Below are 20739 nucleotides of genomic sequence, written 5' to 3'. Positions count from 1 at the left end.
GGAGATTCACGGTGAGCGGTGCTCCCCCGGGTTGGCGCTAACGGGCGGCACGGTCCAGGCTGCCGCCGGCCAGGTCGATCCAGTAGCGCCGGAAGGGCTGCCCGTCCGCGCCCACCCGGACGTCCTCCAGCTCGCCGCCGCACCGCTCGATGGTGCGGGCCGAGGCAACATTGGCGTCGTCGCAGGTCAGGAGGACACGGTCCGGTTCTCCCCGCTCTGCCAAGCGGTCGCAGACTAGCCGCAGGGCCCAGGATGCGGCACCCTGTCCGCGGGCCGAAGGCCGGACGCCGTAGCCGATGTGCCCGCCCGAGTTCAGCAGGGCCGGGGTGAGGTAGTGCCGGAAGGCGATGGCCCCCACATACTGCGAACCGCTGATGATCCAGCGGTAGGTGCACGGAACAATGCCGCCGCTCCCGTCAGCGTTCTCCGCATCAAGGAGCTTCCGGACCCAGGCGTCGAACCCCTCCGGGCTGGTGACGTCGTCACCGGCGAACAGCCCGGCGCCGTCCTGGTGCACACCGCCCCACTCGCGGTGCGACTCGGCGAAGGATCGGTAGAAGGAAACATCCGGGGTGACCAGTGCAAACATGTCCACGACCCTATCCCGCCGCTGCTGTAGGTTGATGCTGGACTCTCACATACCTCTGGACCAGGGCGGAGATCGGATGGACGCGGACGTCATCATCATCGGCGGCGGGCTGGCAGGTCTGGTGGCCTGCGGCGAGCTGGTCCGGGCCGGCAGGCGCGTGGCGATCGTGGAGCAGGAGAACGAGGCCAACCTGGGCGGCCAGGCGTTCTGGTCCCTGGGCGGGCTCTTCCTGGTGGACACTCCCATGCAGCGGCGCCTCGGCGTCCGGGATTCGTTCGACCTGGCCTGGCAGGACTGGCAGGGTTCGGCGCAGTGGGACCGGCTCACCGGCCTGTTGCCCGACGACGGGTGGGCGCAGCAATGGGGCCGTGCCTACGTGGAGTTCGCCGCCGGGGAGAAACGTTCCTGGCTGCGGGAGCAGGGCATCCGTTTCACCCCGCTGGTGGGCTGGGCCGAGCGCGGCGACGGGCGGGCCGGCGGCCACGGCAACTCGGTGCCGCGCTTCCACGTCCCGTGGGGCACGGGAACCGGCGTCTCCGAGCCCTTCGCGGACAAAGCCAGGGCGGCAGCTTCTGACGGGAGCGTCCGGTTCCACTTCCGGCACCGGGTGGACGGTCTAACGTACGACGGCGGCACGGTCACCGGGGTGCGCGGCTCCATCCTGGCACCGGATGCATCGCCGCGGGGTGCGGCATCCAACCGGGACGTGGTGGGGGGATTCGAACTGCGGGCGCAGGCGGTGGTGATTGCCAGCGGCGGTATCGGCGGCAACCACGAGCTGGTCCGCCGCTGGTGGCCCGAACGGCTGGGAACGCCCCCGGACACCATGGTCACGGGAGTGCCGGAGCACGTGGACGGGCGAATGCTGGACATCGCCGACGCCGCGGGCGTCCGCCTGGTGAACCGCGACCGCATGTGGCACTACACCGAGGGCATCCGGAACTGGAACCCCGTCTGGCCGGGCCACGCCATCCGGATCCTCCCCGGGCCGTCGTCGCTCTGGTTTGACGCGCTCGGCCGCCGGTTGCCGGCACCCGGGCTCCCCGGCTACGACACCCTGGGCACCCTCCGGCTGCTGCGCACTACTCCGGACCTGCAGGGCCACAGCCATTCCTGGTTCATCCTCAACCAGCGGCTCATCAGAAAGGAGTTCGCCCTCTCCGGGTCCGAGCAGAACCCGGACATCACCGGCCGGGACCTGAAGCTGCTGCTCCGCAGCCGGCTGGGCAAGGGCGCTCCCGGCCCCATTGAAGCGTTCAAGCAGCACGGCGCCGACTTCGTGGTGGCGCACAGCCTGGAGGATCTGGTCCGCGGCATGAATGGGCTGACCGCTGAAGCCCTGCTGGACTACGGGCAGCTGCGGCGCCAGATCGAGGAACGCGACGCCGAGATCCGGAACCCCTACTCCAAGGACATCCAGGTGGCGGGCATCCGCAACAGCCGCCGCTTTCTGGGCGACCGGCTGTTCCGCACCGTCAAGCCGCACCGGATCCTCGACCCCGCAGCCGGGCCGCTGATCGCCGTCAAGCTGCATGTGGTGACCCGCAAATCCCTTGGCGGTATCCAAACCGACCTTGCCGGCCGTGCCCTCGGCCAGGACGGCGCCCCCGTTCCCGGGCTCTACGCCGCGGGAGAAGCCGCCGGCTTCGGCGGCGGCGGAGCCCACGGGTACAACGCCCTGGAAGGAACCTTCCTGGGAGGGTGCCTGTTCACCGGCCTCACGGTGGGGCGATCACTCGTCCGGTCGCTGTAGGAGCGGCTGGATCATCCTGGCAGCCCGCCGAGCCGAGTCCGGCAGGAACATCGGCCCTGTTCCAGGCCCCGGGTTGACCCTAGGATCGGCATAAGACAAGCGACCCGGCCGGGTGACGAGGACGTGGCCACGGCCGGAGGAATGGGGGCATCATGCAGGAAACACGGTCCATAGTGGTTGGTTACGACGGCTCGGAACCAGCCGCGACAGCGGTCCGGTGGGCGGCTGCGCAGGCGTCACTGCGTAAGGTGCCGCTGCACGTGGTGCACTGTACGCTGTGGCCGCTGCTGACCAAGAACCTCGGACCGGTGCCCGGCGTCGCCGACAGCGGACTGCAGCACGCCGCGGAACTCACGCTCCAACAAGGGGTGGAGCACGCGCAGCAGGCCGCGCCCGGCGTCGAAATCCTCACCAGCCTCCTGTCCGGAAGCCCTGCCGCGCACCTGCCGAGGATATCGGCGGGCCAGGAAATGCTGGTTTTGGGAAGCCGCGGCCTGGGCGGATTCATGGGCCTGCTGGTGGGCTCGGTGAGCCTGGAAATGGCGGCGACGGCGGCCTGCCCGGTGGCCGTGGTCAAGCAGGGTGAAGACCCCGACGGCCCGGTCATGGTTGCCGTTGACGATCCCGCTTCGCCCGCCCTTGAGGACGCGTGCAGGGCGGCCGCTGTTGCGGGTGCCGGGCTGGTCATCATCCACGTCCGGACGGTTCCTGCCGGCTACCGGCTGGTCAGGGACCCGGTGGACCCCGGTGCCGCCGCGGAGGAGCTGCTGGAGGCGGCGGTTGCCAAGGCGCGGGAGCTGGCGCCGGGAATCACTGTGGACCGGCAACTCCTGACAGATACTTCCGTGCCCCGGGCCCTCCTGCAGGCGGCCCGGGGCTCCCGGCTCCTCGTCGTCGGAACCAAGGGCCACGGGGTGATCAGGGGCAGCATCGGGTCAACGGCCCACGCCGTCCTCCACCATGCCAAAGGCCCGGTGCTCGTGTCCCGCCGCCAGCCCGCCAGCGTCCACGGCGATCCGCAACCGGACCGGTAGCCCGTCCCTCCGGTTCACTGCCGGGACGGGGCAGCCTTGGCCTCAATGGCGTCCAGGTCTCGGGTGGCGAAGCGGAGGTGCTCCCATTCCTCGTGCAGGATCACGTGCAGGCAGTCCAGCGTGGTGACGGTGAAACGGGGATTGTCCGGTGCCGGGTGCGGTTGTTGGAGGTCCTCCAAGGTGGCGTTGGCAAGGAAGCCCTGCACCAGTTCGACGTGGCCGGCCCGGACCTCAAGAACTTCCCGGTAGCTGGGTTTGGTGGCTTGGAAAACCGACATGTCCAGGCCGTCGGTTTCGTATTCGATGTTTGGTTCCCCGATGGGGTGGTAGGGCTGTGCCACGCCGAGCACGGCTCCGCGCAGCCACTTGTCCGTTGCCATCACCAGGTGCCGCAGCGTCTGGGCAAAGGACCACTCGCCGTCGACCGCTGCGTCCTCGGAGCCCGGCGGCATGCCGGCCACCCTCCCGGCCGCCGCGGACCAGGCTTCCTGGAGCCGCTCCCAGGCTTCCCGCAGCTCGCCGGGGCCTTCGGCGTGCCGCATTTCCCTGCCGGGGAAGCGGCGGTTCAGTTCGGCGTTAACCAGCGGGGCGACGTTCACGCCGTTGACGAACAGCGTTCCTCCGTCCTCCAGGAGCCACGGCGCGTCGATGTCCGCGCCTTCGATGTCGACGCCGCGCATCACGACGCCGGACAGGCTGCTGCGGACGAACCTCGCCCCGCGCAGGTTCACGTCCGCGAACTCGGCGCCGCCCAGGTCTTCTGAACCGTCGAAGGTAGCCATGCGCGCCATCATTCCCTGCGGTAGGCCCGGCAGCAAGGAGGGTTCGCGGGGCTAGACTGGCCGGGTCAGGACGGATTGGGGGATCCACGGCGGCGCGCCGCTGTTCCGCTGGTCGGTCGCCGCCAGCGGATCCAAGGAGCACCGTGACCTTCTTCCAGGACTTTCCCGTTCCACCCCGGCCGCCGCAGCCGCGGGCAACGCGCTACATTCCTCCGCCCTGGGCCGGCGCACCGGCCCACGAACTGCCGGTCGCGGTGCACCTGGGACGCTTCCTGCACAGAACGCCCACCATGGCCCTGACGCTCAAAAGCGCAGACGTCTACTCCACCGGGTGCGTGTTCAATGTTGGGTGGCTCTTCCGCCGCGGAGAACAGGACGAGGATTCCTGGGCCGACCTGCACCACGTCTTCTTCCAGCCCGGAATCGGCCACCGCCGCGGCGCCGGCCAGCAAACCAACCTCATGTTCGGCGTGGAGCTCCCGGACGGTTCGAAGGCCAGCACGGCACACCAGCCCCTTCCGGGATTCATGGAACCCGCCGTAGAGCCGGCCCCTCCCGTCATTGCGTTGAACGGCGGGGGCGGGAGCGGGGGTAACGATGAACTCGCCGGCTCGGGCACCGTCTGGCTGTGGCCGCTGCCGCCCGCCGGCGAGCTGCGGCTGGTGGTGCAGTGGACACAGTTCGGGCTGGCGGAAACGTCCGTGATGCTCGACGGCGGGGCGTTGCGGGACGCTGCGGCCGGAGTCCAGCGCTTTTTCCCGGAGGAGGACACTCCGGCCTAGTGACGCGGCGGGCGACGTCGGCCGCGGACTCAGCTGCCGCCGTCGTCCGTGTCAAAATTTTCGGCGTCGAGACCTTCGGGGTCTAGGGACACGATGCTGCCGTAGCCCTGCATCAGCATCCGGCGGCCCTGGCCCTCATCCGCCCATACCCAGACAATGGCGTAATCGGAGGTCACGGCGTCCACGGTTCCGGTGCCGCTGAGGGTCCCCTCGGCGAAGCGCACCCTGTCCCCTGCGGACAGGCGGGGGTGGCGGGTCCGCTTGCGGCGTGGCTGCGGCGGTGCTGTCTGGTGGTCCTGGCGCATCGGCTGTCCTTGGCTCGCGGTCGGGCGTGGTCAGCTCATTACAACCCTGCCCGCTGCTCCCAGGTCACGCATCCTGCGCGTGGTGTGGCAAGACTAGCGCGCCGGCCCGGATCCGGCACTGCCGGGCAGCCCCCAACGGAATGTGACCGGACGCCGGGCGCTGCACGCGGTTGGGTAGCCCTTTCCGTTGACGGCCGAATCCGTGCGGGAGTGGAATTAAAGCGGCTCCTACAGCAGCAGAAGCCAGTCCACGAAGCGGCCTCCGCTTCCGGAAGGCCGCCCAAAAATGGAGGTCGATATGGGACAGGCACGCGAAGTCATGGATCGCTTAACCACGGCCATGGACCAGAAGGACAAGGACACGCTGGCCGGATGCTACGCCGCCGACGCCGTCGCCTACACCCCGGACCGGGGTGAGCTGCGGGGACGGGACGCCATCACCGCCTACCTCTTCCAGTTCTGGGATGCCATGCCGGATGTCCATTACGAGCACACTGCCCGGCATGAGTCCGGGGACGTCGCCATCGACGAAGGCACCATCATCGGGACCAACACCGGTCCGCTGCCCCACCCGTCCGGCAACAACCTGCCGGCCACCGGCAAGCAGTTGAGGATGAAGAGCTGCGACATCGCCACCGTCAAAGACAGCGAAATCACCGAGCACCGCTTCTACTTTGACCAGGTGGAGTTCCTGTCACAGCTGGGGCTGATGCCGGAGATGTCCGAGCACTGACCGATGCCTTCGGCGACCCCGCCCCCGGGGACGCAGTGATGCCGTGGATACCCGATTCGGGTTTCCACGGCATCTGCTTCACGTGCCTTGGTGGCTACTGCCCCTTACTGGCGGTGCGTCCGCTGCTCAGGTGCCCGCCCAGGAACCCGCTGACGAGCAGCAGGACCGCCCCGGCCCGCGCCAGCCGGATGCCCAGCTTGTGCCGGCCCCGCTGCCGCGCCGCCCACGAGGACAGGAAGACGACGGCGGCGGTGGCGTTGACCGCGGCATGGACGACGCCGACCCGCTGGATGGGCCGGTCCTTGGTGGTCCAGTGGGCCCAGCCGGTGAGGGCGGTGGGTACGGCGCCCACCACGCCCAGGGCCACGAGCCGTTTGGCGGCCTGCCGGGATCCGTCGTCCTTATAGAAGTCCAGGAAAACGGCCATCCACCAGGCCCCGAAAGGCAGGTCGGTGAGGATGCCGTGCAGGGGAATGCCCGTGGTGTCCCCCAGCACGGCGGACCTGACACGGCGGTCAGCCATGAGGCGACTGGCCACCGGCTGGGCCCTGTCCACCACCTTGTCCAGTGGTCCCGCGGTCTCCAGTTCCGCCAGTAGCCGCCTGTAGTTGCTTCCGCCCGCCACCTTGCTGCGCATGCACCACAAGATACTCCGCGCTTCGGCCGATTGCACCGGTTGGTTTTCTGGCTGGTTCTTACAGCCGGATCTTCCGCCGATAAGGGAGCGATCAACCCCGTCAACGGTAAAGTGACGGGCATGGAAATGCGCCTTGAGGTTGTCCAGGTTCCCGTGTCCGACGTCGACCGCGCCAAAGCGTTCTACACCGAAAAGCTGGGCTTCGTCCTGGACCACGACGTGGAGCATGTCCCGGGCATGCGGGTGGTGCAGTTGACGCCGCCGGGTTCACCCACCTCGGTGGTGATCGGCACCGGGATGACGTCCATGGCACCGGGAAGCCTCGAAGGACTGCAGCTGGTAGTCCCCGACCTCCCCGCCGTGCGCACGGAGCTGGTGGAGCGCGGCGCGGGCGTCAGCGAGGTCCAGGACATGGGCGGGGTGCTGTTTGCGCACTTCACCGACCCGGACGGCAACCGCTGGGTGCTTCAAGGAGCGACTCCGCCGGCCGTCAGGGACGCGCACACAGCGTAGCCACCAACGGCGGCGGAGAATTGACCGGCGGCTGGCTCGCCCACTACATTATCGAATATCGTTAATAACGACATTCGATAACCCTGGGGGGGAAACATGAAGCTAGCCAAGCACACCGGACGCCCGTCTGAAGACAGAAAGCGCGAGGTGGTGTCCAGGGCGGACGCCGCTGTGCTGATGATCGGCTCGGCCGTAGTTGCCGCGGTAACCACCGTAATGTCAGTCGTCGGCATCGTCGGCCTGCTCACAGGGCCCGCCACCCTTACCCTGCCCGTTGACGGCGGAACCCGCCCCTCCGGCAGCCTGGGGCTGGGTGCGGAAGCCCACTTCTCGGCCGTCGAAGCGACCATCCCTGCCCTCCCCGGAACGGAAGCCGGCCTTCTCGCGTGGGCCGCCGTCCTGACCCAGGTTGCCGTCCTTGCCTTCCTGGCGCTGCTGTTCCTGCTGGCCGTGCGGCTCCGCGGCGCGGTTCTTTTCACCCGGGGATCGGTGTGGGTCATCGGCGCGTGCGGGGCTGCGATCGCCGTGGCTGGGACGGCCGGGCAGGTCCTGGACGCCCTGGCCCGGACCCGGCTCGCGGATGCGCTGGGCCTGAATCCGGACCGCATCCCCGGAAGCGTACTGTTTGAAGGCACCATCAGCCTGGTACCCGTAGTGGCCGGCATAGCCTTGATCTTCATTGCCGGTGTATTCCAGTTCGGCGGCCGCCTCCAGAAGGATACTGAGGGCCTGGTCTGATGCCGGCAGAGGAGACCAGCGGCATTCATTGCAGGCTGGATGAGCTGCTGGAGCAGCGCGGCATGACCCTCACAGAGCTCAGCAAACGCGTCGGCGTCAGCCTGGTGAACCTGTCGGTCCTGAAGAACGACCGCGCCAAGGCCATCAGGTTTTCCACCCTCGCCGCCATCTGCAGCGCGCTTGGGTGCGAGGTGGGTGACCTGCTGGTGGCCGACCCGGACGGCCCCGCAGGCTAGGCTGCAGGCTGTCCCCGGACCATCCGCAACTCCGGCACGCCCTCCCATTCGGGCGGAAGGTGGCCGCGTCCGCCGTCGAACGCGAAACCCTGCCGGCGGTAGAACGCTTGGGCCCTGGTGTTTTCCTCCAGCACCCAAAGGTAGGCGGGCGATTCCCCCAGCGCAGCCGCCATCAGCGCCCGGCCCAGGCCGCTTCCCTGCGCCCGCGCCAGGACAAAGATGGAGTACAGCTCCAGCGCACACGGGGCGTCCTCCTGGCGGGGCGGTCCGGCGTCCGCGAGGCCCACTATCCCGCCTCCGGAGTCAATCGCCAGGATCCGTGGGTGCGGAACGTCCAGGTATGGCCGACGCCGGGCCACGCGTTCCGGGATGGACCGGCGCCTTTCGGCGAAGAAAGCCGGCGAGAGCAGGTGGCCGTAGCTTTCCTCATGCGCTGCGGTGTGCATCAACACGACGGCCTCGGCGTCGTCCGGGGCGGCTTGGCGGAGCACATAGTCCATTCCCCCAGCCTAATCAGGCACCTCCGGGTTCCGGCTCCTGCACATCCTGGACAACCTCGTTGCGCCGCAGGAACCACGGCTTGAAGGGCGGATCAAAGCGTGCGAACCGGGGCGCCCCCACGGGCACAAGTCCTGCCACCGCGAGCGCGTCCCGCAGGTCGCCGGTCCGGCGCTGGAAGGCCGCCGCCGTGCCCCGCCCGGAAAAGCGCAGGACGGCGGCAACGGATCCGGGTACCGAGCGGACGGCCACCGTGGGATCGGTGGGGACCGGCGCGGTGTCTGCCGTGACCCCTGCCGGGAGGACGAAGGCCACCACGAACCTGTCCGCTTCCGCGGCGCCGGGCAGCGGGCCGGTTTGCAGCACCGGCGACGTCATGGCCAGCTTGTGCGGCGTTCCCGGCGCCTGGAGGACGGGGGCCGTCATGGCCAGCTTCTCCCGGGCCGTGTTGGACCCGGTGATGTAGTTGAAGAGCCGCCTGAAAGCTGCGTTGCCGGCCCGGTCGAAATCCGCCGCCACCGCCACTTCAGCCACCACGTAGTCCGGGTAGCGTCGCAGTTCGAAATGCGGATAGCGCCGGATCACTTCATAAGGCTGCTGTTCGGTCACGGTGGACCGAGCCGACGCTTGTCGGGGAGCAGCGGCCAGAGCCGTCGTAATCTCAGGCCGCCGGCTTCCGGGTGCCCTTCTTGAAGTAGCCCCGCAGGAACGCGAGGACCAGCACAACGCCAATCCCGCCAAAGATCAGGATCAGTATGATGCCGGCCCCGCGGAACCAGACACCGTCGCTTTCGTAACCGAGCACAATCGCCCGGCCGGGATCCTGCCCCGCATAGACCACCGTCACCTCATCGCCCACCACGGGGTGCTGGTCGTGATCCACGGCCGCGAAGGTGGCATGGACGGACGCGTCGCCCGCATAGAACTCCACTTTGATCCTGCGCTGGGATGCCTTGGTGACGTCGTCGAAGTTCACGATGGTGCCCGCAGTCTGTACTCCGGTGCGTGCCAGTTCCTCATCGGCCTCAATCATGGAGTTGCCGACGCCGAACATGATGGGCCCGAGCAGGAGGACCAGGACGGTGACCGCCAGGTTCAGCACCCTTTTCCACGCCTGTTGAGGTTTACGGATTCGATCAGTTCTGCGCCCAGTCACGCTGACCATTGTGCCAACCCGGGCCAGCCGTGGCGGACGTTAGCAGAACCACAGCAAAAACAGTTGCTGCCAGCAACTAAAAGGAGGATGATAGTTAGCAGAACTAATTAGCAGTGCTAAGAAACTTGCCGGCCGACTTCTCCAGGAGGCGCACCCGCCCACATGGCCCCCACCAAAACACAGACCCAGCACACCGCAGAAATCACCCCGGATACCCTCGCCATCGACCTGCGCACGGCCGTGATGCGCACGTCACGCCGCCTTCGCGTCGAGGCCACCGGCGACGCCATCACCCCCGGCCAGTACACCGTCCTGGCCCAGCTGAACGAGTTCGGGCCCCGCACCCTCCGCGAGTTGGCGGACCGTGAACACGTCCAGGCCCCGTCCATGACCCGGATCGTGAACGCCCTGGCCGAGAACGGGTACGTCACCCGGACACCGCATCCCGACGACGGGCGGCAAGTCAGCATCGGCATCACCGACGCAGGCCGGACCGTCCTGGCGGAAGCCCGCAACCAGCGCACCGCCTGGCTGGCCCGGCGCGTGGCAGGACTGAGCGACGAAGACCGGCTGGTCCTCAGCCGCGCAGCCCGCATCATGCAGGAAATGAGCGGCAAATGAGCCAGATGTTCCGCGCCCTCGAAAACCGCAACTACCGCATCTGGGCCGGAGGCGCCATCGTCTCCAACATCGGCACGTGGATGCAGCGCATCGCCCAGGACTGGCTGGTGCTGACGGTGCTGACCAACCATGACGGCGCCGCCGTCGGCATCACCACAGGCCTGCAGTTCCTCCCCATGCTCCTGCTGGGTCCCTACGGCGGAGTCCTGGCCGACCGCTACCGCAAACGCGTCATCCTGCTCTGGACCCAGCTGGCCATGGGCATCACCGGCCTGGCCATCGGGCTGCTGGTGGTCACCGGCACGGCCCAGCTGTGGCACGCCTACCTGGCGGCCCTCTGCCTGGGCATCGCCAGCGCCATTGATGCACCCGCCCGGCAGGCCTTCGTCTCCGAACTGGTGGGCCAGGACAACATATCCAACGCGGTGGCCCTGAACTCCGCGTCCTTCAACACCGCCCGGCTCACCGGCCCGGCCATCGCCGGCGTGTTGATCGCCTGGGTGGGAACCGGGCCCGTCTTCCTGCTCAATGCCGCCAGCTACGCCGCCGTGATCTGGTCCCTGTTCCTGATCCGGACCTCCGAGCTGGTTCCGGCAGTCCGCGCAGCGCGCGGCAAGCACCAGGTGGCCGAAGGACTCCGCTATGTCCGGAGCCGCCCGGACCTCGTCCTCATCCTGGTCCTGGTGGGCATCCTGGGTGCGTTCGGCATGAATTTCCCGGTCATCAACGCGCTCATGGCCACCACCGAATTCCACGCCGGGCCGGGCGAATTCGGGCTGCTCGGCTCGATCATGGCCGTGGGCACCCTGGCGGGGGCGCTGCTTGCCGCACGCCGTGCCCGTCCGCGGCTGCGCTACCTCCTCGGTGGCGCGCTGGGCCTGGGGATCTTTACCGTGGCAGCCAGCGTGGCGCCGTCGTTCTGGGTGTACACGGCGGTGCTGGTTCCGGTGGGACTGGCATCCATCACATTCCTGAACAGCTGCAACACCAGCATCCAACTCTCCGTCGAGCCGCAGTTCCGGGGCCGCGTCCTGGCCCTCTACCTGGCCATCCTGCAGGGCGGAACCGCCGTGGGCTCTCCGCTGATCGGCTGGATCGGCAGCGAGTTCGGCGCCCGCTGGTCCGTGGCGGTGGGCGGCCTGGTGGTCCTGCTGGCCGGGCTCGGGGCCGTGATCGTGGTCAGCCGCAGGAGCCATCTCACCCTCCGCCGCGCCTTCCGGGTGGCGTTCAGCGGCAAGCGCGAGGCCGCAGCCTGACCTTCCGCTCCTGTTGGGGCCACATCGAGAGACCACGACCGGCCTCAAGCCGCATAAGCGTTGCTGCCCGGCACCGGTTATGCGGCTTCGGGCCGGTTGTGGAAGCTGGCCGCGCAGGCCGTGGCAGCCCGCAGCGGGCATGGCATACTGCAGCCATGCCGGAACACTCCTCCGCCGAGCCTGACGGCGTCATCCACCAGCCCGAGCGGCAGCAGTTCGAAGCGTTCCTGGACCAGCACAGGGCCATGTTGGCAGCCAGCCTCGACGGCCTGACCGAAGAGCAGGCGCGGCGTTCCCTGGTACCGTCCAGGACCACGCTGCTGGGGCTGGTCAAACATGCAGTGTTCGTCGAGAAGGTCTGGTTCAACGAAGCCCTCACTGGGCGGTCCCGCTCCGAGATCGGGATCCCTGCCACGCCGGATGCGTCTTTCATCCTGGACGACGAAGACACCGTCGCCACCATCCGGGGAGCCTACCGGCAGGCGTGCGAAGCCTCGCGGCAGGCGGTCTCCGGGCTGGACCTTGACAGCGTCCTAAGGGGTAACCGCCGCGGCCCGCTCCCCCTGCGATGGGTGTACCTGCACATGATCCGCGAGACCGCCCAACACTGCGGCCACGCAGACATCCTCCGCGAGCAGATCCTCAGCGCCGACGCCAACCTGCACTGACGGGGAAGGCAACAGGCGCACGACGGCGGCGCCGGACTCCCGCGGCCCCGCACCCCGGGTGCGGGGTGCTGCGGAAGGCGGGCGGCCGGCGTCGTGCGTTGTCGGTGCAGCCGGGTGGCCTACATGGGCATCGACGCAATGTTCAGGATGTTGCCCTCGCTGTCGAGGAACCAGGCACCCTGGCCCATACCCTCCAAGGTGGCGATGCCGTTCTCGGTCTTGAGCCCGGGCATGTCGTATTCCTCGAATACGACCCCGCGTCCGCGGAGTTCCTCGACTTCCTTCTCTACGTCCGCCACGCCCCACCCCATCTGGGTGTTCTTCGCTGTGCCGGCGTTGTCCGTCTGGTAGAGCAGGAATCCGGTGCCGTTGCCGCACATGTAGATGAGGTTCTGGTCGTCAATGGTCTGGCTGGGTTCGAGTCCCAGCTTGTCGCGGTAGAACTCCCTGGCCCTGTCGATGTCCTTGGCAGGCAGTACGGCCATGACCTGCGAATCCTTGAGCATGACAAATCTCCTTGCTGCAATTCCTTCGATGGCGGTTGCTCTCCCCCTGGGTCGGTCCGAGAGGTCCCTGCCGGAGATCTGGCGGGCCGCGTGGCTGCCCGCTGCGCCGACACCGGGGCTGCCACCTGGGACTCTCCCGCGCCCGCCCATCAGGCACGGTGGCGGGGAGGGTCTCCGAAGCCTATGAGGCCATTATGGAACCGCCGGGGCTGGAGCGAAATAGGGTATTTTGCGGGCACCCCGCCCGCCAAGGACGTCCGACGACGGCGGCCGGCGCTATCTTCCGCCGGCGGCGATGGCGCGCCGCACCGCAGCCCCGGTCACCGCAACCAGCGGCACCAGGCAGGCCAGCAGGGCCAGGGTGTTGGGGCGGAAAACCGTGCGGCCGTCCACCGTGGCGTACACCCCCAAAGGGATGACCGTCCCGCCTCCACCGCCGCCGGATGCCCCGTCCCCGGCGTCGTTGCCGCCGCCAAAGCCGAAGGACACCAACGCCACGGGGACGATCTCCTGGCCGCCCAGGTTCACCGGCGTGCCGTAGGCCTTAGTGACGCCCACGTTCTTGAAGGTGTCCACGAGGGACGGGAAAGTATCAGCCATGGGCCCAGCGTAGACGCCCGCGGCCATGCCGGTAAGGGGCCTTGGCCGGCTGCCCTGGCCGACTGGTCGTTGACTCCGCGACTTTGTCATGACAAAGTTCTTATGGCTTCGTTAGAGCGCTCTAACGCCTCCGGTGACAGACAGGAATCCCTCATGAACATCTCCATGAACTCGACGGCGGCCTTCCATGGCACCACCCTGCGGGACATCGCCGTCGCCAAGGCCGCGGGATTCGATGCCGTGGAACTGCAGACGCCCAAGCTGTTCCGTTTCCTGGACGCCGGTTTCACGGCACGGGACCTGCTGCCTGCCCTGGACGGTTTCCCGGTCTCCGGCGTGGGCGCCATCCAGGAAGCCCCCGAGGAGGAGTTCACCCGGGACGCCACCCGCCTCGCCGACGTAGCGCAGGTGGTTGGTGCCCCCTACGTTCAGATGTGCACCGGACCCGTGGACGTCCGCGTGGTCAAAGACTTCCGGGCCGGCACGCTCCACCCCGCGGACCTTCGCTTCCGCGGCGCCCTGGGACTCAGCGACGCGGACGCCCTGGCTGAAACGGCCAAGCGGGTTGCCCTGGCCGCAAACATCGCCGCCGATCACGGCGTGGGCGTCTACCTGGAACCGCTGGCCTGGTCACCGGTGAACCGGGTCAGCCAGGCACTGCAGATCTTCGAATCCATCCAGCGGCCCAACGTGAAGCTGTGTGTGGACTTCTGGCATTTCTGGGCTGCCGGGGACACCCCGGAAGACGTGGCTGCCCTGCCCGCAGACCTGATCGCGGCCGTCCATGTGTGCGACGGCCTGCATGTTCCCGCCGGCGAAGTCCCGGACCAGTCGGTCTCCCGGAACGTCTGGACGGGTGCCGGCGACATCCCGCTGCAGGAATGGGTGGATGCCTGCAGGGCCACCGGATTCGATGGCTGGTACTGCACCGAAATCTTCTGCGACAAAGTGGCCGAGCTGGACGACCACCTAGTGGCGTCCACACTGCGCAACACCGTGCGGATGCTGCTCGCCTGACCCGTGGGAACGGCGGGAACCGGCACTTTGGAACGTGCCGGCGTCGTACCCTTACCCCCGGATCTCCGTGGCACGCAGCCGTACGATCTCTTCCACCACGCCGTCCGGCAGGGGACGGTCCGCCGTGAAGCGGATGGTTCCCTTGGACAGCGAGTAGCCCTCCAACTGCGGAGCGACCGCCTCCACCACGGCCGCCGAAAAGGGGAAGACCGAGAGGTGCCTGGCGGCGGCCACCACGGCGAGCAACGGTTTGCCGTCGAGCTTGAGCGCGGCCATCCCGTAGCTCATGCCGTCCGTGGCCTCGGGAAACATGGTCCTGGCACGGTCCACGATGGACTGCAGGCAGCCCCGGTTCGGCTCCGACACCTCCGCGAGCGCGTCGTCAACGGTGCCCACGGCCGGGATCAGCTGTTCTTCTTTGCCGCCACGGCCTGGCCCAGCGCGACGAGTCCGCGTTCAAAGTCGGAGCCGACCAGCTTGTCCATGTTCATGAACAGCGCGAACACCTTGGCGGCGCCTTTGTTCTCCCCGGTCATCCGCCAGGTCACCTCGGTGCCGCCCGGCGCGGGCGTGAAGGTGAACGTGGTGGGGTTCAGTGCCTTGAAGGGTTTGGTGAACTGGAGGCGGATGCGGACGGTATCGGACGGCCGGGATTCCACAATCTCCATGGTTCCGCTGCCGGCCTTGCGGTTGCCGCTCCACTCATAGCCCGCGCCGACGCCTGAGTCCGGGCCGTAGTAGCGGCGGCTCATGCCGGGGTCCACCTGCTCCCACGGCGACCATGCCTGCCACTCGTGGAAGCTGTTGACCAGCGGAAAGATCTCTTCGGGAGTGGCCGGAATGACCGCGCTGCGGCGGACCTCAAAGGTAGACATGGACCCAGCTTAGGAGTCCGCCCGCACGCTGAACAGCACCACGTCCGCCGGCTTTTGAAACCACTGTCCGGACGGCCCGCCCGGGCCGTCATGGTGTCGAATCCAAGGGGCCTGATCCTGTAAATTTAAGGGCAGGAATTGACGGCCAGCGAGCCGCTTTCCACCTCTCCCCCTTGAATGGATCCACTCCCCCATGTCCTCCGCGACTTCCGTGCCCGCCCCTGCCCGTTTTCCCTACGCCGCCCTGCTGGTTTTGGCGACCATCGCCTTCACCGCCATCACCACTGAACTCCTTCCGTCCGGCCTGCTGCCGCAGATCAGCACGGGCCTGAACGTGTCCGAACCCGTGGCGGGCTACCTCGCCGCCGCGTACGCCGCCGTCATCGTGGTCACGGTGGTGCCGGTGGCCCGACTGCTGGCCGGAATACCCCGGCACACGCTGCTGGTGGGCCTGGTGGTGACGTTCGCGGCCAGCAACGCCTGGGTGGGCCTGTCCCCGGATTTCACGACGGCGATGGCCGCCCGGATGGTGGGCGGCCTGGCGCACGGCCTCTTGTGGACCACCATGGCACCGTTCGTTACCCGGGTGGTGCCGGCCAACCAGGTGGGCAAGGCCCTGGCCATCGTGTTCAGCGGCAACAGCCTGGGCCTGGCCATCGGCGCTCCGGTGGGCACTGCCCTGGGCGGCCTCCTGGGCTGGCGGGCTGCTTTCCTGGTGCTGGCCGGGTTCGGGCTGGTCCTGGCCGTCCTGGCGTTCTTCCTGCTGCCGCGGGTGCGGCGGATTTCGGACAGTGCCCGGCCGTCCATCCGGCGGGCCATTGCTGAGCCCGGGGTCAAGGCGGTGGCCACGGCCTGGCCGCTGCTGGTCCTGGCGCACTTCGCCCTGTTCACCTACATTGCCCCGTTCATCCGGGAGGCCGCCCTCCCCGAGTACGCCACCAGCCTGGCGCTCACCGTGCTGGGCGCCTCCGGCCTGCTGGGCATCTGGGTGGCCGGCCTTACCGTGGACTCGCGGCCGCGGCGCTCGCTGATGGTCACCACGGCGGCCATCGCCGTTTCCATGGCGCTGCTGCCGCTGGCGGTGGGCAACCTGCCGGTGGCCCTGGTCCTGATGACGGTCTGGGGTGCCGGACTGGGGGCAATCGGCATCTACAACCAGGCCGCCATCCTCCGCGCGGGCGGGGAATACAGCGAAGCGGCCAACGGCCTCACGGTGCTGACCATCCAGCTGGGCATCACCGTGGGCGCACTCTACGGTTCAGGTGCGCTGGTGGTGGGCGGGCCGCTGCTGGTGCCGGTTGCCGCCGCCCTGCCGGTGCTCGCGGCCCTGGTGATCACCATTGCCGGGAAGAAGCACGCCTACCCGCCGGGACCCCGGGAGCGGGTCTGGCTTGAGCCGCGCCCGGTCCGGGCGCCCGAACAGGACAGGGTGAGGGACCGCGCCTGACCCCCTTCATCGATTGCTCCGTAACTGCCCTTATGGGCGCCCTAAACGGCAGTTACGGAGCAATCGATGGTTCAGTCGCGGTATTTGGCCACCGTGAACAGGAAGGTGGAGTCTTCTTCCGCCTCCAGGCTGTGCAGGCCGGGCGGTACGATCAGGAGGTCCCCGGATTTCCCCTGCCAGGATTCCTCGCCGGCCAGCAGCCTCACACAGCCGCCGATGACGAACACCGTGGCGTCTCCCGGGTTCTGGTGCTCGCTCAAACGGGTGCCGGCGGCCATGGCCATCACGGACTGCCGGAGGATCTTTTCGTGGCCGCCGTAGACCGTGTCCGCGGCGCGGCCGTTGGAGGATGACAATGCCGCCTCAAGCTGCTGGCGGGCCAGCGCTTCGACCGAAATCTTCTGCATGCGCCCAAGGCTACCCAGTTGCGCTCAGCCTGGCGACCAGTTCCCCGCGGCTTCCCACACCCACCTTGTCGAAGATCGACTTCAGATGGTCGTGGACGGTGTGCGGGGAGATGAACAGGTGCGTGGCAATGTCCGCGCCGGCGCTTCCGGCCAGAACCTCGAGGCAGACCTCCTGCTCCCGAGGCGTGAGCCCGTAGGCCGCCAGGAGCAGGGTGAGCAGTTGCCCGGTGCTGGCCGGCTCCACGGTGACCACCATCTGGCCAGGGTCATCGCCGGTGATGAGGCGGCTGGCCTGCAGGACCACCCAGCCGGAATCGGCGTCGCGCATCCTGGTCTTGGCCGTCCCGGCAGGTGAGGCCTTGGCCTGCGCCACCACCGCGTAGAGCACCATGCCGAAGCGGCCGGGGGCCCTGTCCTCCAGTGCCCGGAGCCAGGTGGTGGCGGCCGGAGTGGCCGCGCGCAGCTCTCCGCGGTCCCCGGCCAGCACGATGACCGGCCCGTCCGGCCGGTCCCAAGGGCGGTAACGGGCGCGGGCCGCGACCCGGCTTGCGGCCGCGAGCGCAGCCGTCACCGCGGCAAGGAATTCCACCTCCCGGTCGCTGAAGTCCGCAGTCCCCTCGCGGAACAGACTGCCCACGCCCCAGCATGACTGGTCCATGCGGAACGCTCCGCGCAGTTCGTGGACCAGGCCGAGGGGGCGCAGCAGGTCGTTGATCCGGACGCTGCCGGCCACTTCACTCCGGGGTGCATCCGAGATCCGCGCCACCGGGTGCGGCCGGAGCATCAGCCGGGCAAACGTGTTCGGCTCGGTGCCGCGGTATTCGGACTGGGCGAACCGGACGGCGTATTCGTCGGTGACGGGCCAGGGCCGCCAGTTGGTGACGGAGTTGATCACCATGGTTTCGGGGTCGACGCCGGCCCAGCAGGCCTGGTCGAACGGCACGGACTGCCGCACCAGCGCCAGTGCGGCGGTGTACAGGGCGGCCAGGTCCAGTCCGTCCGTGGCCAGCGCGGCGATCTCCCGCCGGGCACGCTCAGCGCGCTCCTCCCACATAGGTCCAGTATCCGGCCCCGCGGCGCCGGGCGGAATCCCCCGATCCGGGGATGGTCCCGGCTGCCGGGCGGGCCTAACCTTCCGGTATGAACATCATGTCGCAGGTCTTTGCGGTGCTGGCAGTGGTTGTCTATGTAGGCGTCTTCCCGGTGGAGAGTTTCCTGCTGCGGCGGAACCGGTGGGCGCAGAAGTTCCTGAGCACGCCGCCGGAGAACGTGCCCGCCGTGATGATGTGGGCCATTCCCACCGGGTACAAGAACCTGGTGATCGCCCTGGGCGTGGCGGCCGGGCTGGTGGCGGTGAACATCGGCGAACCCGTGGTGGGGTACACCCTGGTGGTCTACTGCTGCCTCAACATGGTGCTCACCGCCCCCACCATGCTCCTGGCTGACCTCCAGGGCCATTACCCCCAACGCTGGGAAAGCGTGCCGGGCACCCTCGCCGCCACGGTCCCGGCACTGCTGGCCCTGGCATCTTTGCCCTTCGGCCCGTAACTGGACCGCTTCGGCTGTGCGTTCCCGCCCAGTTACTGCCTCTCAATCAGGCACTGGCCCGCACAGCCCCGGCTATGGCGCCGATCAGCCCGCCTGAGCCGGCGTGGGCGAGCGTGTAACCGGGGAGGAACGCACGGGCTCCGCAACTGATGAAGCCAAACTCTTGATAGGTGACCATATGGTCACCTATTATCGTGTGCATGGACGACGTGTTCAAAGCACTCTCCGACCCCACCCGGCGGGACCTGCTCGACGAGCTGTTCCGCGAGGACGGCCAGACCCTGAGCGCGCTTGAATCACGGTTCAGCATGACCCGGTTCGGGATTGCGAAGCACCTGCGCATCCTGGAGGACGCCGGCCTGGTGGTGGCCCGCCGCAGGGGCCGGGAGAAACTGCATTACCTGAATCCGGTGCCCATCCGCCTGGTCCACGACCGCTGGGTCAGCAAGTACGCAGAACCATGGGCCGCTGCCCTCAGCGACCTCAAATCCAGATTGGAAAGTCCCATGGAAAAAATCTTCGAGATCTACATCAAGACCACGCCCGAGAAGCTCTGGGAAGCCATCACGGACAGCGACATCCGCAGCAAGTACCAGTTCGGCAACACCATGGAGTCTGACTGGTCTCCCGGCGGCCGGTTCGTCATGAACAACCCCAAAGCGGGGGCGCCGCTGGGCGAAGGCGAAAACCTCGAAGTCGATCCCCCGCGCCGGCTGGTGCAGACCATGCGGGCACTCTGGGGCGACGACGTCAAAGCCGAGGGAACCTCCAAGGTCACCTGGGAGATCGAGCCCGTGGGCGACTCCTGCCACCTGACCGTCACCCACAGCGACCTGCGCGAGGGCGCCAACGACCAGCTCTACGGCGGCTGGCCCATGATCCTCTCCGGCCTGAAGACCTGGTTGGAGACGGGCGAAAAGCTCACCACGCCCGGGTCGCTGATGTACACGTAGGGCACGACGCCGGCACCCGGCCTGGGTGCCGGCCCACTTTTTCTGCCCTGGGATGACATGCGGCAACTTCTGTGTCCGCCATCGGGTCCCGGTGCAAGGATGGTGCCACCATCGACCCATCGGCCAAAGGGGGCACAGCGTGGCGCATTCACCGGGCACGGCATTCGAGGACAGCGGCCTGCCGCTGACGGCCCTGGCGGTCGCGGCGGGCCGGGCCGTGGAAACGTCCCGGCCTGATCCGCTGGTGGTGGACCGGTTCGCGGCGGATTTGGTGGCTGCGGCAAGGTCCCGCGTGGACATGCCGACGCGGTGGCCGGAGGATCCGGCCGCCGCCTCTCCCCTGGTTCAGCCGCTGCTGCTGGCCTCCATCTACATCGGCATGCGCACCAGGTTCATCGACGACCTCCTCCGGGAAGGGGCCACGCCGCAGACGGTGATCCTGGGCGCCGGCCTGGATACCCGGGCGTTCCGCCTGCCCTGGCCTGCGGGGGCCAGGATCTTCGAGCTCGACTCCGCCAACGTCCTGGACTTCAAGGACAGCGTCCTCCACGGCCTTGCCGCCACCCCCGGCGCGGACCGGACCACCCTCGACGTCGATCTCGCACAGCCCTGGCAGGACAGCCTTCAGGCCGCCGGCTTCGACCCGGGGCAGCCGGCCACCTGGATTGTGGAAGGCCTGCTGCCGTACCTCGACGCCGCGGGGCAACGGGCCGTCCTCGACGACCTGGCAGCCCTCTCCGCACCGGGGTCGCGGACGGTCATCGAGCGGGCCGTGCCGCTGCCGAAAACCGAGGACCTGGACGCCCAACTGCAGGAATTCAGCCGCACAACCGGCCTGCCCATGAGCGACCTGCTGGCGCGGGCAGACCCTCCGGACCCCGTGGCGGTCCTGGAAGCCGCCGGCTGGCACTGCAGGCTGCACACTGTCGCGGACCTGTGCGCCACGTACGGCCGGACCATCTCACTGACCGGCAGCGCCGAGGCGCCACGCACCCCGGGCAACGCGGACGACGACGGCGCGCCGCCGCCGTCGTCCGCTGACGGCCAGTCCCGGGGCGGCTTCGTCACGGCCTGGCTTTAGCGGC

General features: G+C 68.4%; 28 protein-coding genes. 15 read left to right on the top strand and 13 right to left on the bottom strand.

From position 1 onward, the window contains the following. Window positions 1–37 precede the first annotated feature (37 nt). Window positions 38–589, bottom strand: coding sequence for a GNAT family N-acetyltransferase (locus tag AS031_RS18060; RefSeq protein WP_058269543.1), 552 nt, complete (start codon window positions 587–589; stop codon window positions 38–40). A 76-nt stretch (window positions 590–665) separates the two neighbouring features. Between AS031_RS18060 and AS031_RS18055 the strand changes: the two genes are divergently transcribed. Beyond that, entirely contained in the window at window positions 666–2342 is a 1677-nt protein-coding gene (locus AS031_RS18055; protein WP_058269542.1) for an FAD-binding dehydrogenase, read from the top strand. Window positions 2343–2494: 152 nt separating this feature from the next. Further along, window positions 2495–3376, top strand: coding sequence for a universal stress protein (locus tag AS031_RS18050; protein WP_058269541.1), 882 nt, complete (start codon window positions 2495–2497; stop codon window positions 3374–3376). A gap of 14 nt (window positions 3377–3390) precedes the next feature. On the opposite strand, the gene AS031_RS18045 is transcribed toward AS031_RS18050, so the two are convergent. Then, window positions 3391–4158 carry a DinB family protein gene (locus AS031_RS18045; protein WP_058269540.1) on the bottom strand — a complete coding sequence of 256 codons (768 nt, stop codon included), beginning with the start codon at window positions 4156–4158 and terminating at the stop codon, window positions 3391–3393. Window positions 4159–4301: 143 nt separating this feature from the next. Between AS031_RS18045 and AS031_RS18040 the strand changes: the two genes are divergently transcribed. Continuing rightward, window positions 4302–4940 (top strand): hypothetical protein, encoded by a 639-nt coding sequence (locus tag AS031_RS18040; RefSeq protein WP_058269539.1) that lies wholly within the window; start codon window positions 4302–4304, stop codon window positions 4938–4940. A gap of 29 nt (window positions 4941–4969) precedes the next feature. Here the strand turns inward: AS031_RS18040 and AS031_RS18035 are convergent, their stop codons facing one another. Next, the gene (locus AS031_RS18035; RefSeq protein ID WP_058269538.1) at window positions 4970–5245 is read right to left on the bottom strand and encodes a hypothetical protein; all 276 of its coding nucleotides are present in this window, start codon (window positions 5243–5245) and stop codon (window positions 4970–4972) included. A gap of 298 nt (window positions 5246–5543) precedes the next feature. Here AS031_RS18035 and AS031_RS18030 point away from each other — a divergent pair, with 298 nt between their 5' ends. Further along, complete coding sequence (locus AS031_RS18030; protein ID WP_058269537.1) at window positions 5544–5978, top strand: ester cyclase; 435 nt, start codon at window positions 5544–5546, stop codon at window positions 5976–5978. Between the two features lie 94 nt (window positions 5979–6072). Here AS031_RS18030 and AS031_RS18025 read toward each other — a convergent pair whose 3' ends face one another. Then, window positions 6073–6615 (bottom strand): DUF2231 domain-containing protein, encoded by a 543-nt coding sequence (locus tag AS031_RS18025; RefSeq protein WP_058269536.1) that lies wholly within the window; start codon window positions 6613–6615, stop codon window positions 6073–6075. A gap of 120 nt (window positions 6616–6735) precedes the next feature. Between AS031_RS18025 and AS031_RS18020 the strand changes: the two genes are divergently transcribed. The 3 genes from AS031_RS18020 to AS031_RS18010 all read left to right on the top strand — a co-directional run bounded on the left by AS031_RS18020 (window position 6736) and on the right by AS031_RS18010 (window position 8102). Beyond that, window positions 6736–7128, top strand: coding sequence for a VOC family protein (locus AS031_RS18020; RefSeq protein ID WP_058269535.1), 393 nt, complete (start codon window positions 6736–6738; stop codon window positions 7126–7128). 96 nt (window positions 7129–7224) lie between these two features. Beyond that, entirely contained in the window at window positions 7225–7866 is a 642-nt protein-coding gene (locus AS031_RS18015; protein ID WP_058269534.1) for a hypothetical protein, read from the top strand. Beyond that, entirely contained in the window at window positions 7866–8102 is a 237-nt protein-coding gene (locus AS031_RS18010) for a helix-turn-helix domain-containing protein (RefSeq protein WP_176716570.1), read from the top strand. The genes AS031_RS18015 and AS031_RS18010 overlap by 1 nt, the downstream gene beginning before the upstream one ends. Here the strand turns inward: AS031_RS18010 and AS031_RS18005 are convergent. The 3 genes from AS031_RS18005 to AS031_RS17995 are packed head-to-tail and all read right to left on the bottom strand — an operon-like array spanning window position 8099 to window position 9702. Continuing rightward, the gene (locus tag AS031_RS18005; RefSeq protein WP_058269532.1) at window positions 8099–8602 is read right to left on the bottom strand and encodes a GNAT family N-acetyltransferase; all 504 of its coding nucleotides are present in this window, start codon (window positions 8600–8602) and stop codon (window positions 8099–8101) included. The genes AS031_RS18010 and AS031_RS18005 overlap by 4 nt on opposite strands. 13 nt (window positions 8603–8615) lie before the next feature. Then, complete coding sequence (locus AS031_RS18000) at window positions 8616–9209, bottom strand: SOUL family heme-binding protein (protein ID WP_058269531.1); 594 nt, start codon at window positions 9207–9209, stop codon at window positions 8616–8618. Between the two features lie 52 nt (window positions 9210–9261). Then, window positions 9262–9702 carry a DUF3592 domain-containing protein gene (locus AS031_RS17995; protein WP_228379669.1) on the bottom strand — a complete coding sequence of 147 codons (441 nt, stop codon included), beginning with the start codon at window positions 9700–9702 and terminating at the stop codon, window positions 9262–9264. Between the two features lie 216 nt (window positions 9703–9918). Between AS031_RS17995 and AS031_RS17990 the strand changes: the two genes are divergently transcribed. From AS031_RS17990 to AS031_RS17980, 3 genes are all read left to right on the top strand, one after another. Then, window positions 9919–10377, top strand: coding sequence for a MarR family winged helix-turn-helix transcriptional regulator (locus AS031_RS17990; protein ID WP_058269530.1), 459 nt, complete (start codon window positions 9919–9921; stop codon window positions 10375–10377). Continuing rightward, on the top strand, window positions 10374–11633 hold the full coding sequence (locus AS031_RS17985) for an MFS transporter (protein WP_058269529.1): 1260 nt from the start codon (window positions 10374–10376) through the stop codon (window positions 11631–11633). The genes AS031_RS17990 and AS031_RS17985 overlap by 4 nt, the downstream gene beginning before the upstream one ends. Before the next feature lie 155 nt (window positions 11634–11788). Next, window positions 11789–12301: a DinB family protein gene (locus AS031_RS17980; protein WP_058269528.1), complete on the top strand. Its 513-nt coding sequence runs from the start codon at window positions 11789–11791 to the stop codon at window positions 12299–12301. Between the two features lie 119 nt (window positions 12302–12420). Here AS031_RS17980 and AS031_RS17975 read toward each other — a convergent pair whose 3' ends face one another. Beyond that, complete coding sequence (locus AS031_RS17975) at window positions 12421–12807, bottom strand: VOC family protein (RefSeq protein WP_058269527.1); 387 nt, start codon at window positions 12805–12807, stop codon at window positions 12421–12423. Window positions 12808–13083: 276 nt separating this feature from the next. Then, complete coding sequence (locus AS031_RS17970; RefSeq protein WP_058269563.1) at window positions 13084–13407, bottom strand: hypothetical protein; 324 nt, start codon at window positions 13405–13407, stop codon at window positions 13084–13086. Between the two features lie 153 nt (window positions 13408–13560). On the opposite strand from AS031_RS17970, the gene AS031_RS17965 reads away from it, so the two are divergent. Next, window positions 13561–14424 (top strand): sugar phosphate isomerase/epimerase family protein, encoded by an 864-nt coding sequence (locus AS031_RS17965; RefSeq protein WP_058269526.1) that lies wholly within the window; start codon window positions 13561–13563, stop codon window positions 14422–14424. Window positions 14425–14475: 51 nt separating this feature from the next. On the opposite strand, the gene AS031_RS17960 is transcribed toward AS031_RS17965, so the two are convergent. Both AS031_RS17960 and AS031_RS17955 read right to left on the bottom strand, forming a co-directional pair. Then, entirely contained in the window at window positions 14476–14820 is a 345-nt protein-coding gene (locus AS031_RS17960) for an iron chaperone (protein WP_058269525.1), read from the bottom strand. Window positions 14821–14828: 8 nt separating this feature from the next. Then, window positions 14829–15299, bottom strand: a complete 471-nt coding sequence (locus AS031_RS17955; RefSeq protein ID WP_058269524.1) for an SRPBCC family protein — start codon at window positions 15297–15299, stop codon at window positions 14829–14831. A 193-nt stretch (window positions 15300–15492) separates the two neighbouring features. Here AS031_RS17955 and AS031_RS17950 point away from each other — a divergent pair, with 193 nt between their 5' ends. Continuing rightward, window positions 15493–16746: an MFS transporter gene (locus AS031_RS17950; RefSeq protein ID WP_058269523.1), complete on the top strand. Its 1254-nt coding sequence runs from the start codon at window positions 15493–15495 to the stop codon at window positions 16744–16746. 71 nt (window positions 16747–16817) lie between these two features. Here AS031_RS17950 and AS031_RS17945 read toward each other — a convergent pair whose 3' ends face one another. Both AS031_RS17945 and AS031_RS17940 read right to left on the bottom strand, forming a co-directional pair. Next, complete coding sequence (locus AS031_RS17945) at window positions 16818–17153, bottom strand: cupin domain-containing protein (protein WP_058269522.1); 336 nt, start codon at window positions 17151–17153, stop codon at window positions 16818–16820. Between the two features lie 10 nt (window positions 17154–17163). Then, a complete protein-coding gene (locus tag AS031_RS17940; protein ID WP_058269521.1) occupies window positions 17164–18207 on the bottom strand; it encodes a helix-turn-helix transcriptional regulator in 1044 nt (347 codons plus the stop codon). 86 nt (window positions 18208–18293) lie between these two features. On the opposite strand from AS031_RS17940, the gene AS031_RS17935 reads away from it, so the two are divergent. The 3 genes from AS031_RS17935 to AS031_RS17925 all read left to right on the top strand — a co-directional run bounded on the left by AS031_RS17935 (window position 18294) and on the right by AS031_RS17925 (window position 20735). Beyond that, on the top strand, window positions 18294–18701 hold the full coding sequence (locus tag AS031_RS17935) for a DUF1304 family protein (protein WP_058269520.1): 408 nt from the start codon (window positions 18294–18296) through the stop codon (window positions 18699–18701). Window positions 18702–18901: 200 nt separating this feature from the next. After that, a complete protein-coding gene (locus AS031_RS17930; protein WP_058269519.1) occupies window positions 18902–19654 on the top strand; it encodes an ArsR/SmtB family transcription factor in 753 nt (250 codons plus the stop codon). A 139-nt stretch (window positions 19655–19793) separates the two neighbouring features. Continuing rightward, window positions 19794–20735, top strand: a complete 942-nt coding sequence (locus tag AS031_RS17925) for an SAM-dependent methyltransferase (RefSeq protein WP_058269518.1) — start codon at window positions 19794–19796, stop codon at window positions 20733–20735. Window positions 20736–20739 lie beyond the last annotated feature (4 nt).

The organism is Pseudarthrobacter enclensis, assembly GCF_001457025.1.
GTDB classification, from domain to species: Bacteria; Actinomycetota; Actinomycetes; order Actinomycetales; family Micrococcaceae; genus Arthrobacter; species Arthrobacter enclensis.
Note: the sequence above shows the minus strand (reverse complement) of the source record. Positions and strands in the feature narration are given on the sequence as shown.